At 55.9% G+C, this 14981-nt stretch carries 20 protein-coding genes; 5 read left to right on the top strand and 15 right to left on the bottom strand.

Annotation, left to right across the window (positions count from 1 at the left end; genetic code table 11):
* Positions 1-36: 36 nt before the first annotated feature.
* The 9 genes from EG886_RS05555 to EG886_RS05515 form a co-directional block, all read right to left on the bottom strand.
* Positions 37-597 carry a SpoIIIAH-like family protein gene (locus EG886_RS05555; RefSeq protein ID WP_124727207.1) on the bottom strand — a complete coding sequence of 187 codons (561 nt, stop codon included), beginning with the start codon at positions 595-597 and terminating at the stop codon, positions 37-39.
* 16 nt (positions 598-613) lie between these two features.
* Positions 614-1216: a stage III sporulation protein AG gene (gene spoIIIAG / locus EG886_RS05550; RefSeq protein WP_124727206.1), complete on the bottom strand. Its 603-nt coding sequence runs from the start codon at positions 1214-1216 to the stop codon at positions 614-616.
* 17 nt (positions 1217-1233) lie between these two features.
* The gene (gene spoIIIAF / locus EG886_RS05545; protein ID WP_124727205.1) at positions 1234-1875 is read right to left on the bottom strand and encodes a stage III sporulation protein AF; all 642 of its coding nucleotides are present in this window, start codon (positions 1873-1875) and stop codon (positions 1234-1236) included.
* 9 nt (positions 1876-1884) lie between these two features.
* Positions 1885-3117, bottom strand: coding sequence for a stage III sporulation protein AE (gene spoIIIAE, locus EG886_RS05540; RefSeq protein ID WP_124727204.1), 1233 nt, complete (start codon positions 3115-3117; stop codon positions 1885-1887).
* 13 nt (positions 3118-3130) lie between these two features.
* On the bottom strand, positions 3131-3520 hold the full coding sequence (spoIIIAD, locus tag EG886_RS05535; protein WP_124727203.1) for a stage III sporulation protein AD: 390 nt from the start codon (positions 3518-3520) through the stop codon (positions 3131-3133).
* Positions 3521-3535: 15 nt separating this feature from the next.
* Positions 3536-3742, bottom strand: a complete 207-nt coding sequence (gene spoIIIAC, locus EG886_RS05530) for a stage III sporulation protein AC (protein WP_124727202.1) — start codon at positions 3740-3742, stop codon at positions 3536-3538.
* Positions 3743-3761: 19 nt separating this feature from the next.
* Complete coding sequence (gene spoIIIAB, locus EG886_RS05525) at positions 3762-4280, bottom strand: stage III sporulation protein SpoIIIAB (RefSeq protein ID WP_124727201.1); 519 nt, start codon at positions 4278-4280, stop codon at positions 3762-3764.
* A complete protein-coding gene (gene spoIIIAA, locus EG886_RS05520) occupies positions 4277-5251 on the bottom strand; it encodes a stage III sporulation protein AA (protein ID WP_124728680.1) in 975 nt (324 codons plus the stop codon). Before spoIIIAA ends, spoIIIAB begins: the two co-directional genes overlap by 4 nt.
* A gap of 266 nt (positions 5252-5517) precedes the next feature.
* The gene (locus EG886_RS05515) at positions 5518-5958 is read right to left on the bottom strand and encodes a CD1247 N-terminal domain-containing protein (RefSeq protein ID WP_124727200.1); all 441 of its coding nucleotides are present in this window, start codon (positions 5956-5958) and stop codon (positions 5518-5520) included.
* 137 nt (positions 5959-6095) lie between these two features.
* Here EG886_RS05515 and EG886_RS05510 point away from each other — a divergent pair, with 137 nt between their 5' ends.
* From EG886_RS05510 to EG886_RS05500, 3 genes are all read left to right on the top strand, one after another.
* On the top strand, positions 6096-7367 hold the full coding sequence (locus tag EG886_RS05510; RefSeq protein WP_124727199.1) for an MFS transporter: 1272 nt from the start codon (positions 6096-6098) through the stop codon (positions 7365-7367).
* Between the two features lie 66 nt (positions 7368-7433).
* A complete protein-coding gene (gene comA, locus EG886_RS05505; protein WP_124727198.1) occupies positions 7434-8246 on the top strand; it encodes a phosphosulfolactate synthase in 813 nt (270 codons plus the stop codon).
* Positions 8247-8305: 59 nt separating this feature from the next.
* Positions 8306-8761 (top strand): DUF441 domain-containing protein, encoded by a 456-nt coding sequence (locus EG886_RS05500; RefSeq protein ID WP_124727197.1) that lies wholly within the window; start codon positions 8306-8308, stop codon positions 8759-8761.
* A gap of 42 nt (positions 8762-8803) precedes the next feature.
* On the opposite strand, the gene efp is transcribed toward EG886_RS05500, so the two are convergent.
* Genes efp through aroQ form a run of 3 tightly spaced genes read right to left on the bottom strand, consistent with a single transcriptional unit; the run spans position 8804 to position 10926 of the window.
* Positions 8804-9361, bottom strand: a complete 558-nt coding sequence (gene efp, locus EG886_RS05495; protein WP_124727196.1) for an elongation factor P — start codon at positions 9359-9361, stop codon at positions 8804-8806.
* A 34-nt stretch (positions 9362-9395) separates the two neighbouring features.
* On the bottom strand, positions 9396-10466 hold the full coding sequence (locus EG886_RS05490) for a M24 family metallopeptidase (RefSeq protein WP_124727195.1): 1071 nt from the start codon (positions 10464-10466) through the stop codon (positions 9396-9398).
* Positions 10450-10926: a type II 3-dehydroquinate dehydratase gene (gene aroQ / locus EG886_RS05485; protein ID WP_124727194.1), complete on the bottom strand. Its 477-nt coding sequence runs from the start codon at positions 10924-10926 to the stop codon at positions 10450-10452. Before aroQ ends, EG886_RS05490 begins: the two co-directional genes overlap by 17 nt.
* 221 nt (positions 10927-11147) lie before the next feature.
* Here aroQ and EG886_RS05480 point away from each other — a divergent pair, with 221 nt between their 5' ends.
* Entirely contained in the window at positions 11148-12122 is a 975-nt protein-coding gene (locus EG886_RS05480) for a DUF1385 domain-containing protein (protein ID WP_124727193.1), read from the top strand.
* Between the two features lie 25 nt (positions 12123-12147).
* Entirely contained in the window at positions 12148-12429 is a 282-nt protein-coding gene (locus EG886_RS05475; RefSeq protein WP_124727192.1) for a hypothetical protein, read from the top strand.
* Positions 12430-12531: 102 nt separating this feature from the next.
* On the opposite strand, the gene EG886_RS05470 is transcribed toward EG886_RS05475, so the two are convergent.
* From EG886_RS05470 to EG886_RS05460, 3 genes are all read right to left on the bottom strand, one after another.
* Entirely contained in the window at positions 12532-13500 is a 969-nt protein-coding gene (locus tag EG886_RS05470) for a patatin-like phospholipase family protein (protein ID WP_124727191.1), read from the bottom strand.
* A 164-nt stretch (positions 13501-13664) separates the two neighbouring features.
* Positions 13665-14099, bottom strand: a complete 435-nt coding sequence (mntR, locus tag EG886_RS05465; RefSeq protein WP_124727190.1) for a transcriptional regulator MntR — start codon at positions 14097-14099, stop codon at positions 13665-13667.
* A 335-nt stretch (positions 14100-14434) separates the two neighbouring features.
* On the bottom strand, positions 14435-14884 hold the full coding sequence (locus tag EG886_RS05460; protein WP_124727189.1) for a hypothetical protein: 450 nt from the start codon (positions 14882-14884) through the stop codon (positions 14435-14437).
* Positions 14885-14981 lie beyond the last annotated feature (97 nt).

Below are 14981 nucleotides of genomic sequence, written 5' to 3'. Positions count from 1 at the left end.
CTCATGGTCCGGATGATCGGGGAAGATGTTGTCAAATCAAGGTTTGTAAGCGACCGACACATCCACCGGATCGACGTCCATGTGTTGTTTCACCAGACTGATCAATTTGACGGCCTGCGCGCGGGAGAGATTGTCGGACTGTACGATCACATCGACGTGCCGGGAATTGGACATCACCACGGCATCGCGGAAACCTTCTTTGCGAATCAATTCCTCCAGAACCGTTTCGGTGTTGTCCGTTTTCATCAGTTGCTCGATCTTTTTCTGGGCTTCCTCGATCTCTTGCTTGGATGCTTCGGGGTCGGTCAACACTTTCATGTATTCCTCGGTCATTTTTTGGCGGAGGGTGCTGCGTTGAAGTTGATAGCCGACAAAAAAGTCACTCTCTCCTTTGACCGCTTCTTTGGCCTGTTTTTCTCCAGCTTCGGGTTTTTCAACCGGTTTGATGTCAACGGTGATTCCCTTCCCGGGAAGATCCGAAGATTTCACCGTCTCCTGCACCGGCTCCACCGGCCCCGTAAGCAGGTAATAGGCCGACAGCACCACCATCAACGAAAGCATGGTCACCAGCCAAACGGTTTGCTTGTTGATCGACATGCTTCATCCTCCTCATTCATCCTTTTGGCAAAACGGAAATCCGATGCATCGGAACATCGAGGGTGCGGTGAACCGCTTCGATCACGATCGCTTTCACCCGAAGATCCTCCACGCCCCGGGCCACGACCAGTACCCCCCGGACTTTGGGTTTGAGCCGTTTGATCACCACCGGCTTCTCCCCGTTTTCCCCACGGCTGTATGCCGTTTTCTTGTCATGCGTGTTCTGGGTGATTTTGCGTTCTCCGCCCGATTTGTCCGTTTCCGTGGTCACCTGCTGGGACTCCCTTACGTCCAGTTGGACCACTTCTTCCTCACTGGAATCCAGATTGACGATGACGGAGACGTCATCCACACCGACAATCTTTCCGAGCACGTCTTCCAGCTGCTCTTGATACCGTTGTTCATATTCCTGCATGGTGGAAATGCGGTCCGTCGCGGCAACGGCTTCCCGCGCGTTCGGATCCGACTCCGCCTGCTGCTGCTGCGGAGGCCAGGGATCTTCGCGAACCTGGACAAAGGATGACAGGATCATCGCCCCCACTCCCGCCAACCCCACGATGACCAACCAACCGATGCGGTTCTTGCCGTTTTCTTTCGGCTTGAACCATTTGTCCCACACATTGCCACACCCCCTTTTCAAAGTGTCCGTACCTCGGTCACCGTGACCAGAGATTCGGACAGTCCCAGGTATTCCGCCACCCAGCGGGCGATCCGGCGGGTCTGTTCCGTTTCCTCGCTCTTTCCTGCCGCGTCCGGACCGTCGGACAACGAACCGACCATGATGTTCACGGGCTCCACCGGACGAACGGTTTCCTGCTCTGCGGGAGAAGCCTCGGGTTCGCGGGAACGAATCCGGAGTTCGACCTGTTTGATCTCCATGTCATCCGTACGGCTCTCGGACATGGTTACATCCGCTTTCACCACCTCCACCTTGAATTTGCCGGCCACTTCGCTTGACAACGTGCTTTCCAACCTGCGCTCCGCTTCATCCCGAACCTGTCGGTTTGCCGCTTCTTCCATTTGTTCTCCGCGGCTTTGGATGTTTTCCATGGACTCAACGGGAGGATCCGTATCGGGCTTCAACCGGATCGCGGCCAAATCGGGCTCCCGATCCAGCAACCGGAATACCGGTGAAAGCATGGCCATGACGATCAAGAGTCCCATCACCAGTTTCACGTAGCGATCCATGGATCCGCTCGGAAGCAAAAGATCCAGAAAGGCCGCGATCAAAACGAGAATGACGATTTGGCGGATCCAGTCCCCCAACCATTCCACCATCGCTCTCACCTACCTCATCATCAGCGAGATGTTGCCCGCGGAGATCATGATGGTGAGCGCCAGGAAAAACATCAGTCCCACCGTGGCAAGCGCGGCGAAAATGTAAAGCAACGTCTTGCCGATGATTTCCAGAGCTTCCACCACCGGACTGTTGCCGAGCGGTTGCATCACGGCCGCGGAAAAATTGTAGATGAACGCCAGAGACAGAATTTTCAGCGCAGGGAAGGCGCAGATCAGCAGCAAGATGATCACCCCTGCCAAACCGACCGTGTTTTTCACCAGGAGGGAAGCGCCCATCACCGTGTCCGCCGCTTCCGAAATGGTTCGTCCCACGACCGGAACGAAGTTGCCGGTGATGTATTTGGCCGTTCTCAATGCGACACCGTCAGCCACCGCGGCCGAGGCTCCCTGGATCGAGATCACTCCGAGAAAAACGGCGAGCAAACCTCCCAGAAGCGACAAACTGATTTTCCTCAAAAGTCCCGCCAACTGGTTCACCTTGTACTTGTCCGACAGGCAACTGACAAGACTCAGGATGGTGGAGAAGAACAGCAGCGGAAAGATGACCGTGTAGATGAACGTACCGACGACATGAATCATGAACACGATGAGCGGATGAAACAGGGCCGCTGATCCGGCATTACCCATGCTGACAAGCAAAGTCAGCAACAGCGGCACGATGGCCAGCATAAAGTCAACCATGCGCCCGATCGCCGTCTTGGCCGCATCGACGGCTGCGGAAAAACTGTTGACGGCCAACGTGATCAGCACCATGAACACAATGGCGTAGGCCACTTTGCTGACCTGATTCTGTTCAAAGGCCGTTTGCAGGGTGCGCAGCAACATGCTCAGAACCGTGAGGATCAGAATGCTGCCGAGCAGCTTCCCGTTGTACAGAATTTCACGGAAGAAAAAACGGGCAAAGCCGGACAGGACGTTTTCAAACGTCAGGTCCTTTCCGGAGAGCAGTTGGTCAAAAATCCCTCCTTCGGTTCCTTCCATGAACCGGCCGTATTCACCGTGAATCTCCTTCCAGAACATCTCCACTTCACGGACTTGCAACCGGTTGAGCTGCTCCCGGATCAATCGGTCTCCGATCTCCCCCGGTTCAACCGCGATGGCTTCCCGTGCAAAGGACAACCACAGGAGTGCCGTCAACAGCAGCAGCCATCCACATCGACAAGCGCCTGCCGCCGAGACCCTCCGTTCATGTTCGCCGTGTCGCTTCGGGATGGGTCGCATGATCCGTCACCCTTCAGGCAGGCAAGATTTGAACGATCGTTTCGATAATGACCGTGACGATCGGGATGGCCATCACCATGATCAACACCTTTCCGGCCAGTTCGATCTTTGAAGCGATCGATCCCTGACCCGCGTCACGGGTCACTTGTGCGCCGAATTCGGCGATGTAGGCGATTCCGATGATTTTGAGGACCGTTTCCATAAACAGCCCGTTCACCTTGGCATGGCGAGCCAAGTTTTCGAGAATGCCGATCACTTCACCCACTTTGGTGACCAGCGACAAAAAGATGACAATCCCGACAAACGTGGCCAGCAGGAAAGCAAATACCGGCTTTTGTTCCTTGATGACCAGCACGAGAAACGTGGTGACCAGTCCGAGACCCACCACCTGGATGATTTCCACCGGTTGCGCCTCCCGTCACATGCGGAACAGAAACACGTTTTTGATCGTCTGGAACAGGTCCTGAACCAACATGGCCACCATGAACAGCACCACCACAAAACCGAACAGCGTCACCCAGTGTGCGAAATCTTCCTTGCCCATCTGTTTCAGAACCGTGTGAATCATGGCCACGATGATGCCGATTCCGGCAATCTGAAAGACTGAATCCAAATGATAGGGCATGGGGCAGCACTCCTTTCGCTCAGTACAGCAAGATCACCAGCAGCGCCCCGGCGAGAATGCCGACGGTTCTGTACATTTTCACGAAACGGTCGCGTTCGTCTCTGGCTTTGTCCTCTTCGACGGCCAATTGCTTTTCCGCCATTTCGAGATGATGCAGCTGATCCAGACGAGAAGAAGCTCCGAGTACTTCTCCCAGCCGGAGGAGCACCTGCTTTTCTTCACGCCCGAGCGACGTCTCCTCCCAATGTGCATCCAGCGTCTCCTTCAGACATTCGGACATGGAGATCCCGTCAGCTTCATTCAGTCGGTCCGCCATTCGGCCGAACAATTTCCGGACCGAACCTTCCCCGGACACGGAAATGCGGCTGAACGCTTCCGAGAGCAATCGGCTGCCGTAATCGATTTCCGTACGAAGCAGGGACAAACACATGCGAAGCTCCCGGATTTGGCGAGGGCGTTTGGCCACTCCGGCGGCGAACGAAAATCCGATGGCGGTGGAGGCGATCAACACCAACAACGCACCCAAAAGCTTGATCATCGCTTGCTCTTCCCCGTTCTCAGGTTCGCGGACGTCAGGATCGGCCGGAGGTTTTTGTCATGGACGGATTCCACCGTTCCGGGGCCATGCCTGCGGCTGAGCACCACCACCCGGTCGAAAACTTTCTGTTCCACCAGTTCTTTCAGCCCCGGTCTTCCACGGATCTCTTCCAGGGAACCTCCGTGAGCGGTGACGAACAACTTCACTCCGGCATGCACCGCTTCCCGAACGGCCAGACAGTCCTCGGGTCCCCCCAGTTCGTCCACCACCAGGACCTCCGGAGACATCGACCGGATCATCATCATCATCCCTTCGGCCTTCGGGCAACCGTCCAGCACATCCGTTCGCGGCCCCACGTCGAACGTGGGAACCCCCTGAAAACTTCCGGCGATTTCCGATCGTTCGTCAACGATGCCCACTTTCCGTGACGGTCTGCCCGGTCCCCCCCGGCTCGCCATTCTGGCCAGATCGCGGATCAGCGTCGTCTTCCCGCACTGGGGCGGCGATACGATCAAGGTACTGAGCAGCTCCCTTCCCGGCATGACCACCTTCAACAGCCGATCGGCCGCTCCGTGAACTTCCCTGGCAATCCGTACGTTGAAAGATGTGATCTCCCTGAGATGCCTCACCTTGCCCCCTTCCACCACCACTCTTCCGGCCAGCCCGATCCTGTGCCCCCCCGGAACGGTGACATATCCCTTGCGCAATTCTTCTTCCAAAGCGTACAGCGAATAGGCGCTCACCCGGTTCAACATGCGAACGCAGTCTTCCTTCGAGGCAATCACGGCTTTCTCGGGCACGTTGGACCATCCCGGTTCATCCGTCACGAATCGCGTTTCCCCGCCGACAATGACCTCCATGGGTCGTCCTTGCCGGATGCGGATCTCTTCCAATCCGGCCGCGTCGGACGGAGACATGGCTCCCAAAAGTTCCCTGAGCCGCGGCGGGATCACTTGCAGGACGGGTTCCAGCGACATGAAATCCCTCCCGGAAATTCCGGAAACTTTTTATTCCCCATCATATGAGGGCTTGTTTCGGTTATGACAAGCCCGACCGGAAAAGACGGCGAGCCCGTTGAGTGGCGGAACGCCCGATCAAGAGAAAAGCTGCATGCGCGGCAACGCATGCAGCTTTTCGGAAAAAGGTGGTTCCGTCTCATTCGGTCCCTTCTCAAATCGCTCCGGTCCCATGCCGGGCCGAATCGTCAGGTTTCACAGGCACCTTTTGACTCAAAAGGTCAACTTCCGTCGAACGGAGTGCCGTCCGTCACGGACCGTTCCCGGTCTTCGATCACATGATCCGACTCATCTCCGGACAGATTTTCCATTTCGAGAACGGTATGACAATGGGGACAGAGGACTTCCAACGTCCGGTCTTCGAGATCGTCCTCATCCACCAGCACTTCTTCCCCGCACTCGGGGCAAACGATTTCCACAAGATCGTCATCTTCTTCCTCAAACACCTGAAGCTCCAGCTCGTCCAGGTCCTCGTCGATCATTTCGACGTATTCCTCCAACTCCTTGTGCCTGCGTTCCAGATGTTCCACGGCTTCCACCAGTTTGTCGACGGTTTCCGCCAACCGGTAAAGAGCCTTGTGGTCGGGATGGTCCCGATGCCCCGACTCACCGTCCAACAGACCCTGAACGTAAGAAAGATCCCGTTTCATTTGTTCATACATGGAAGATCCACCTCATTTCCCCTCCAAGTTTCCACCTAGTTTCTCCCGAACCCCCCTCAGGCAAACATGCCCGGATCGATAACGGAGGGGACAAACGGACATGATAACCACAAAGCATTGGTTCGAGGTGAATACGTATGCCGTCCGACAAACCATCGGCATCGCAACATCCCGGGATCCTCACGCTGGCCGTATTGAGCGCCATTCCGTTCATCATGGTTCTGGGAAATTCCATGATCATTCCCGTTCTTCCCACGGCATCCCGGGAGCTCGGGGTCTCGTCTTTTCAGGTCAGCCTGTTGATCACTCTTTTTTCCGTTCCGGCTGCCATGGTGATTCCCGTCGCCGGGATCCTGGCCGACCGCATCGGCCGCAAGAAAGTGATCGTCACGGGCCTGATTTTGTACGGACTGGGAGGGCTTCTCGCCGGTTTTGCCTCGGTCATCGGGGGCGGATCTTACGGTTTTCTGCTGGCTTCCCGGATCATCCAGGGAATCGGTGCGGCGGGAACGGCTCCGATCGCCATGGTCCTGGTCGGTGACCTGTTCCAGGGAAGCAGTCGCAGCAAATCTCTCGGAATCATCGAAGCCTCCAATGCGATGGGAAAAGTGCTCAGTCCCGTCCTCGGCTCCTTGATAGCCATGATCACCTGGTATGCCATGTTTTTTGCATTTCCGCTTTTGTGCGTTCCCGTGGCACTTGCCCTTTGGAAGTGGATCCGGGAGCCGGCGGCCAAACAGGAACCCGCTCCCCTGAGTGAATACCGGAAAAAAATCTCCATGGTGTTCAAGCGGCAGGGACGATGGTTGAACACGGCGTTTTTCGCCGGTGCCGTAACGATGTTTTCCATGTTCGGTGTTCTGTTTTTCCTGTCGGAATTCCTGGAAAAAACGTATCGGATGGACGGCATCCGAAAAGGATTGCTCCTGGCCGTTCCACTCTTGGCTCTGTGTGCCGTTGCTTACATCACCGGCTCGAAAGTTCGTCAACAAACCGGATTGATGAAAAAACTGATTTTGATCGGAATGGCCCTCATGACGCTGGCGATCACCGTTCCTCCGTGGATTGACGGAATGTGGTGGCTGATGACCGACACGTTCTTCATCGGGATCGGTGCCGGGCTGATTTTGCCTTGTCTCAACACGCTCATCACATCAGCGGTGGGATTGCGGGAACGGGGCATCATCACTTCACTGTACGGGAGTGTCCGTTTCTTCGGTGTGGCACTCGGGCCGCCCGTATACGGTGCACTCGCCGACAGCCCGTATCTGCTTTTCATGGGCAATGCCGGTTTGCTCGCGCTGGCGCTGATTCTCTCCGCTTTGCTCATCCGCCGGCCGATGCGCCTCAAGGGAAAAGGGGACCGCTCCAGACTGCTCCTTCGGAAACGTCGCCTGAATCCGGCATGAATCAGGACTAAAGCCCGTCCGCTCCCGCATATATTTGGCAGAGATCCAAAAAAAGGAGCGGATGGGATGAAACCCGTGACACCGATTTGGGATGAGAAACTTGCAGATCCCGGTGGAAGGCGCCGCCCCAAGCCCCGTCCGTTTGCCTGTACCATGGTCATGGACAAGGGGCTGGGGTCGCGCGCGTTCCTTGATCTGACGGAAACGGCGGGCGAATATGTCGACTTCATCAAGCTTGGGTTCGGCACGGCCGCCGTCACTCCCCCGACCCTGCTGAAAACCAAGATTGAACAGGCGGTTCGCAGCGGAATCAACCTGTACCCCGGGGGAACATTCTTTGAAACCGCGTGGTTCCACGGAAAGGCTGAGGAATACTTTGAAAAAGTGAAAGAACTGGGAATGAACTGGGTGGAGATCTCCGACGGCACGATCCCGATCGCCCCGGAAGAACGATCCCGGCTCATTCGCAAAGCCCGTGAAACCGGTTTGTTCGTCCTGACCGAGGTGGGGAAAAAGAGCAAAGGCTCCTCCTTCTCCGTCGGTGAATTTCTGGCGGAATATGAAACGGATCTTGAAGACGGAGCCTCCTATGTGATCGTGGAAGGCCGCGAAACCGGAACCCATGTCGGAATTTTCGATGAACAAGGCCGCATGGACCGTGGCAAAGTGGAAGCGATTCTGCGCACCGCCGGTGCCGGTAGAATCATCTGGGAAGCTCCGCGCAAACACCAACAGGTCCTGTTGCTGGAATTGACCGACGGCAACGCGAATCTCGGCAACATTCCACCCGAAGACGTTCTTTCCCTGGAATGTCTGCGCCGCGGCCTGCGTTCCGACACCTGGCATCTGTTTTGTCAGTCAGATCCGGTTCGAAAATGATATCCTCCTTCGATCTGACATAGTATGGTACAAACTTTCCCGGGACAAGGAGATGCCCCATGAAACCAGATCTCCTTTTGGTCATCCTGATCGTTGTCGGAATCATCGGTCGCTCGCCGCTGATCGCCACCGCGGCGAGCTTTCTCCTGATCATCAAACTGATACACCTGGAACGACTGTTCCCCACCGTGGAGCGGCGCGGGCTGGAATTCGGACTCCTGTTTCTCACCATTGCCGTTCTGGTCCCCTTCGCATCCGGAAGAGTTCAAATGAAAGACGTGCTCGGCATCTTCACGTCGCTTCCCGGCATTTTCGCCCTGACCGGAGGAGCACTGGCCACCTGGATGAACGGAAAGGGCCTGGATCTGCTCAAGGTGGATCCCCAACTCATCGTCGGTCTGGTGATCGGATCGATCTTCGGCATTTTGTTCATGAGGGGAATTCCGGTCGGCCCCTTGATGGCTGCCGGAATCACGGCCTTTTTTCTGCAGTTGATGAAGTGGTGGATGAATTGAAAAACCCCTCCGGCTTGGGCCGGAAGGGTTTCCTGAGTCCGCTCATGCGCGGGAAACGTATTGACCGCTGCGGGTGTCAATGATCAGGCGATCTCCGACATTGATGAACAGCGGGACCTGAACCACGAAACCGGTCGACAGTTTGGCCGGTTTGCTGCCGCCGGTGGCGGTGTCACCGCGGATGCCGGGCTCGGTCTCCACCACTTCCAGTTCCACGGTGTTCGGAAGCTGGATCCCGATCGTTTCACCCTTGAAAATGACCATGTTCACGTTCATGTTTTCCTGCAGGAAGTTGAGTTCGTATTCCAGGCGCTCGGCCGGGAGGGTCACTTGCTCGTAGGATTCGTTGTCCATGAACGTATATTCGCCGCCGGATTCATACAGGTACTGCATTTGCCGTGTTTCCACCATGGCACGCGGCACTTTCTCCCCGGCGCGGAACGTCCGTTCCTGAATGTTGCCGTTTCTGAGATTGCGGAGTTTGGAGCGAACAAACGCCGCACCCTTTCCGGGCTTCACATGCTGAAACTCAATGACTTGCCACACATCTCCGTCCAATTCGATGGTCAAACCGGTGCGAAAATCGTTCACACTGATCATGATTCCTGCCTCCACCATCAAGAAAGTTTCAAAATCAGAGCAAGATCAATTCTTTCGGGGAATGCGTCAACACTTCATATCCGGCATCCGTGACCAGCACGTCGTCCTCGATCCGCACTCCGCCGAAATCGGGCAAATAAATCCCCGGTTCCACGGTGACGATCATGCCGGGAACCAGCACCGTGTCTCCACGGATCGACAGAGTCGGCCCTTCATGAACCTCCAGTCCGATGCCGTGACCGGTTCCGTGCCCGAAATAGTCTCCGTACCCTTTTTCCCGAATGTAATCCCGGGCGACGGCATCCGCTTCCACGCCGGTGATACCGGGGCGGATCGCTTCCACGGCTTTCACCTGTGCTTCCAAAACGATCCCGTAAATCTCCCGTGCTTTCTCTCCCGGTTCCCCGAGGGCCACGGTCCGGGTAAGGTCGGAAACATATCCCCGGTAACAGGCTCCAAAGTCAAGTGTAACCAGATCGCCCTTTTCCAAAACTTTGTCCGAAGCCTTTCCGTGCGGAAGGGCGGAACGTTTTCCGGAAGCCACGATGATGTCGAAAGACGAGGAGCTGGCCCCCATTTCCCTCATCATCACTTCCAGCCGAAGGGCCACGTCCCGTTCACGCATTCCCGGACGAAGTTCTTTCAGGATGCCTTCGAAAGCCTGATCCGCAATTTTGGCGGCATCGCGGATGATTTGGATTTCCGCCTCATCCTTGATCATCCGGAGCTCTTCCGTCAACGTGCCGACGGGCCGGAGTTTGATTCCGCCCAGCGCATCCTCCAACGCCCGGTGTTGCGCAAAGGTCAGGTGATGTTCCTCAAACGCCAGTTCCTTGACGTCCCGTTTCCGGCATTCCTCCGCCACCGTCTGAAGAAGGGAGGCGGAAGCATGCTCGACGAGCGTCATGTGGGGAGACTGTTCCTTGACCTGGCTCACGTAGCGAAAATCGGTGATGAGCACGGCATCGGAGGCCGTGATGAGCGCCACGCCGGAAGAACCCGTGAATCCGCTCAGATACCGACGATTGACGGGATGACTGATCAACACGGCCTCAATCCCCCGTCCCGACATCAATCGGCGAAGACGGTCAATGCGATTTTGCATCAACTTCACCTCCCGGTTCGGAACTCTGTTTGACCCACCGCTGAACGGCGTACAACGCCATCTCGTAACTGAGGATGCCGAATCCGCCGATTTGCCCGCGGCAGACGGGAGCCGTGACCGATACACGACGAAAGGGTTCACGGGCGTGCACGTTGGAAAGATGGACTTCCATCACCGGCACCCGCACGGAAGCAATCGCGTCCCGAATCGCGTAACTGTAATGGGTATAGGCACCGGGATTGAGAATTATGTAATCGAATTCATCTTCCGCGGCATGAATCCGGTCAATCAGTTCACCTTCAACATTGCTTTGAAAGCACGTGACCTCCAGTCCCCATTCACGCCCGAGCCGTTTGAGCCGATCGTCCAGCTCTTCCAGGGTGATCCGGCCGTACACGTCCGGTTCCCTGGTTCCCAGCCGGTTCAGATTGGGTCCGTGGAGAACCAGCACTTTCGCCAATGTCGGTCACCTCCCGCAGTTCTTTCGTCATTTTACCACAAATGCCCCCCGGTTGGCGGCAATTTCTTATTCTCCCATGTTTTCATTCATTTGTCGATCGGAGAGTGATTCGCCTGCCGGTCGGGTTTGTGATAGAATAAATACACCTGCCTCCCCACCGGGGAAAAAACGGGAGGATTGAATACTTTGGGCACACGGCAAGTCCGTACGCAAGGTGGTGTATGCCGACAGTGACTGAAAAACCCGTTTTCTACGGCGGTCAGGCCGTCGTGGAAGGTGTGATGTTCGGAGGGAAACACGTCCAGGTCACCGCGGTCAGACGCAAAAACGGTGAAATCGAACTGTTCGAAACCTCTGTAACGACTTCCCCCTGGATGTCCACCCTCAAAAAAATACCGTTCGTGCGCGGCATCGTGACCCTGATCGAAGCCAGTGCATCGGGAGCCAAACATCTCCAGTTCGCCTCGGAGCGTTACGAGATGGATGAAGAGGACATTGACCCCGCGGAAGTCCGCTCATCGGGATCCAACTTGGGCACCATTCTCGGAGTGGCGGCCGTCGGGATTCTGTCCCTGATCATCGGCAAAGTGATCTTTACCGCCGTTCCGGCTTTTCTGGCAAGTCTTCTCTTGGATCACTGGACCAAAAATCTGATCATTCAGAATTTGTTTGAAGGAGCCATCAAGGTCCTTCTCCTCCTCACCTATTTGTGGGCCATTTCCCAAACTCCCCTCATCAAGCGGTTGTTCCAGTACCATGGCGCCGAACACAAGGTGATTACTTCATGGGAATCGGGGGAAGAACTGACGGTAAGGAACGTGCAGAAACACTCAACCCTTCATTACCGGTGCGGAAGCAGTTTCATCATCTTTTCCGTCATCGTGGGAGTGCTGGTGTACTCCTGGTTCCCGTACGAGTCCGTCTGGGACAGGATTCTCACGCGATTGCTTCTCATCCCGGTGGTGATCGGGATTTCCTTTGAACTGCTGCGAGCCACCAACGCCGTGAAAGACAATCCGTATCTGTCTTGGCTCGGCCTTCCGGGTCTTTGGCTTCAAAAGCTGACCACCAAAGAACCCACCGACGACCAGGTCGAGGTGGCGATCGCGGCATTCCGGCGCATGCGGGAACTCGATTTGCAGGCGGAAACCGACTCGGCAGTCAGGCAGCCTTCCCTCGCACATACTTCAGGCTGACTTCCTCCAGGAAGGGTGAATGCTCATGAACCGCCACTCCGGCTCGAAATGGTGGAACCGGCTCATTCTCGGACTGTTGGCGATCGGACTCATCAGCCAACTTTTCCTTTCACCCGGCTCCATTTTGATTCCCGCCGCGGTCGTGGCCCTCGTCTGGTATCTGTACAAATTCCCGCCCCGTTGGCTCCTCCGGATCGGTTCTCCCGGCCACCCGGCCTTTCAAACACGTCGGGACCACGGAAACCGGCAGAAAAAGAAAAAGCATCCCTTCCGCGTCATCGACGGCAAAAAGAAAGGAACGCTGTGAACGGCTTTGCGCGGATGGTCTGCATTCAAACCGGCCGGAAACGGTTCGGCTCCTCCCCGAGGTTTGCCGAACCGTTTCCGGCTTTTCGGTGATTTGCGGGTCTCAGGAAGCCCCCGCCCCCGCTTCGTCCCCCGGACGGATGTTCAAGGTGATGCGACCCGATTTTCCTCTGGATGCCAAATACCGTTCGAACGTCCAGGAATCGAAAAACGCTTCCGCTGCCAATACGCCGGAACGGAACAGTTCCTCTTTTTTCTCCCTGGAGATTGAAAAGTCCGTCAGTTTCACGTCCAATGCCGGAACCTTGATGGTCCGGACCTGATCCTGTTCACGGACATGCCGGTTGTCGTGTGCATCCATCATCGTGAACAGAATGGATTTCAACATCGTGAGCGGACCTTCGATTTCGGTCACCTGTTCATGCACGTCCGACACCAGTCTGAATCCGAACGTGGGCCACCGCGGTACTTCCCGGTCAAACAACCAGACCGGGTAATTGCTCAAAACGCCGCCGTCCACGATCAGACAGTTGGTTCCCGAAGGTTTGTGCCTTAATTTCACCGGTTCAAACAGATAGGGGATGGACGTGCTCATCCGAACCGCCCGGGCAATCGGAAAGGATTTCGGATCATGACCGTAAGCCTCCAGATCTCCCGGCAGTACGAGCAACTGGCCTCTCGAAATGTCCGTGGCGATGATGGCAAGTTCTCTGTCCTCGGGCAAATCTCCGAATGTTCGGACACCCTTGGCCGCCAACAGGTCTTCCATCCATCGTTCCAGTTGGTTTCCGGAAAAAATGCCTTTTTTCACCCAGAGACGAATGAGCGGTCCGGCATACGGAATCCGGAGCAGCCCGGTGCGAGGCAGGAAATCGACGAAGTGTTTCTCCATCATCAGATCGACCAGTTCCCGGGCGGTATAGCCGGCGGCCACCAATGATGCGATCATCGCGCCGGCAGACGTGCCGGCGACCTTTTTCCACCGATACCCCCGCTCTTCCGCCACGCTGAGCGCGCCGACCAAACCGATCCCTTTCACTCCGCCGCCTTCAAACACGGCATCTGCCCACATCACAATCCCCTCCCTGTACATCCTGCTTCACCCATTGTATTCGGGTGTCGCGGGGATCAGGATGTTTTTTCCCTTTTCGAATTCGGAAAAATCCGATTTTTCGTTCCGGGGATCGGCCGGTGACCCGGTGCGGGTTTCGGACCGATGAACGGTCCGAAACCCGGTCAGGGGAGATCCACTTCCTGTTCTTCCGCTTCTTTCATTGAGTGAAGCCTCTTTACCAGTTGAGGTTCATTTTCCAGAAGTTGAACCAGATTTTCGATGGCGGTGATGGAATCCCAGGAAAGATGGTGCTCAATCCCCTCCACATCCTGGTAAATCTTTTCTTCGCTCACACCGATCAGCCGCAGAAACTGTTCGAGAAGATGGTGCCGGTCCACAAGGCGTTTGCCGATTTTCTTGCCCTTGGGGGTGAGAACCAGCCCGCGATACTTCTCGTAAACCAAATACTTGTTCTGATCCAGTTTTTGAACCATTTTGGTGACCGAGGAGGGGTGCACTTCCAATGCTTCCGCAATGTCGGAAACCCGTGCATACCCTTTTTGTTCGATCAATTTGTAGATGTTCTCCAAATAATCTTCCATGCTCGGCGTCGGCATGGTTCCTCCCCCCTGTCACCGCAAAAAATCTTGGAGACTCCCGATTTCCGCCTGCGAATGTCCGGCACAACGTGACGAAAATGCGCATCCGCCCACGGAACCGGCTTCGGGTTCTTTGACACGAATGAAACCTTTCCATCCGTGATCTTTGGCATGTTAAAGTATACCGGATTTGCCCCTTTATTTCTACTGAAAATCTTTGATTCCCGGCAAGAACGCGCCGCATCCCGAAAAAACGCGCACGCGGCTGTCCGCGTGCGTCGGGAGATGTCCACTCATGGCTTCCGGTTCGTTTCCGACAAACATTTGCCTCAGCCGAAACCACACCGGGCGTGTCAGATGTCGTGTGAAGAGAGACGGATGTAATCGACCAATACCGCTCCGGCACGATGATAAAACGACACGGACGCATAGGCAGCCCTTCGGGGAGGCGGCGGCACGATGCTGAAATACGAATACCATTTGTTTCCGGTACGAGGTGGCAGGATTTGCAGAGGGGTGGAACGGATGATGCGTTTTCCCGCGTCCAGCCACGCCACCGTGGCGAAAAATTCGGCGCCCGGCCCGGAAAGGTTCAGGGCGCGAAAATACAGGTAATAAGCACAGCCGGTTTCGAACGGTCCTTGCACGATCTGTTTGAGGATATCCCCCGGGCTGTTCATCAGAACGGCCCAATCTCCTTCACGGAGCGGATTGTGAATCCGCATGATCCCCGATCCGGTCCAAGGAGCAAGTCCGCGGGTAAATCCGCTGTTTTTCAAAAGATTCCGGTAGGAACAAGGCATGATGGGTCCTCCTTCCCCGTTCCGTTCGGTTTGAACCGTTTCTCCAGACTACTCGAACGGCGTCAGCGGGGTGAGGGCACCCCTGAAAAGAGGCGTC

Origin of the sequence: Staphylospora marina, assembly GCF_003856495.1 — a bacterium.
GTDB classification, from domain to species: Bacteria; Bacillota; Bacilli; order Thermoactinomycetales; family Thermoactinomycetaceae; genus Staphylospora; species Staphylospora marina.
Note: the sequence above shows the minus strand (reverse complement) of the source record. Positions and strands in the feature narration are given on the sequence as shown.

Coding starts and splice junctions, on each gene's coding strand:
- EG886_RS05490 (WP_124727195.1), bottom strand. CDS start 10,466: ATGCAAAATCGCATTGACCGTCTTCGCCGATTGATGTCGGGACGGGGG.
- EG886_RS05510 (WP_124727199.1), top strand. CDS start 6,096: ATGCCGTCCGACAAACCATCGGCATCGCAACATCCCGGGATCCTCACG.
- spoIIIAF (WP_124727205.1), bottom strand. CDS start 1,875: ATGGTGGAATGGTTGGGGGACTGGATCCGCCAAATCGTCATTCTCGTT.
- EG886_RS05515 (WP_124727200.1), bottom strand. CDS start 5,958: ATGTATGAACAAATGAAACGGGATCTTTCTTACGTTCAGGGTCTGTTG.
- EG886_RS05470 (WP_124727191.1), bottom strand. CDS start 13,500: ATGTGGGCAGATGCCGTGTTTGAAGGCGGCGGAGTGAAAGGGATCGGT.
- EG886_RS05475 (WP_124727192.1), top strand. CDS start 12,148: ATGAACCGCCACTCCGGCTCGAAATGGTGGAACCGGCTCATTCTCGGA.
- mntR (WP_124727190.1), bottom strand. CDS start 14,099: ATGCCGACGCCGAGCATGGAAGATTATTTGGAGAACATCTACAAATTG.
- comA (WP_124727198.1), top strand. CDS start 7,434: ATGAAACCCGTGACACCGATTTGGGATGAGAAACTTGCAGATCCCGGT.
- EG886_RS05460 (WP_124727189.1), bottom strand. CDS start 14,884: ATGCCTTGTTCCTACCGGAATCTTTTGAAAAACAGCGGATTTACCCGC.
- spoIIIAE (WP_124727204.1), bottom strand. CDS start 3,117: ATGCGACCCATCCCGAAGCGACACGGCGAACATGAACGGAGGGTCTCG.
- spoIIIAB (WP_124727201.1), bottom strand. CDS start 4,280: ATGATCAAGCTTTTGGGTGCGTTGTTGGTGTTGATCGCCTCCACCGCC.
- EG886_RS05500 (WP_124727197.1), top strand. CDS start 8,306: ATGAAACCAGATCTCCTTTTGGTCATCCTGATCGTTGTCGGAATCATC.
- spoIIIAC (WP_124727202.1), bottom strand. CDS start 3,742: ATGCCCTATCATTTGGATTCAGTCTTTCAGATTGCCGGAATCGGCATC.
- efp (WP_124727196.1), bottom strand. CDS start 9,361: ATGATCAGTGTGAACGATTTTCGCACCGGTTTGACCATCGAATTGGAC.
- EG886_RS05555 (WP_124727207.1), bottom strand. CDS start 597: ATGTCGATCAACAAGCAAACCGTTTGGCTGGTGACCATGCTTTCGTTG.
- EG886_RS05480 (WP_124727193.1), top strand. CDS start 11,148: ATGCCGACAGTGACTGAAAAACCCGTTTTCTACGGCGGTCAGGCCGTC.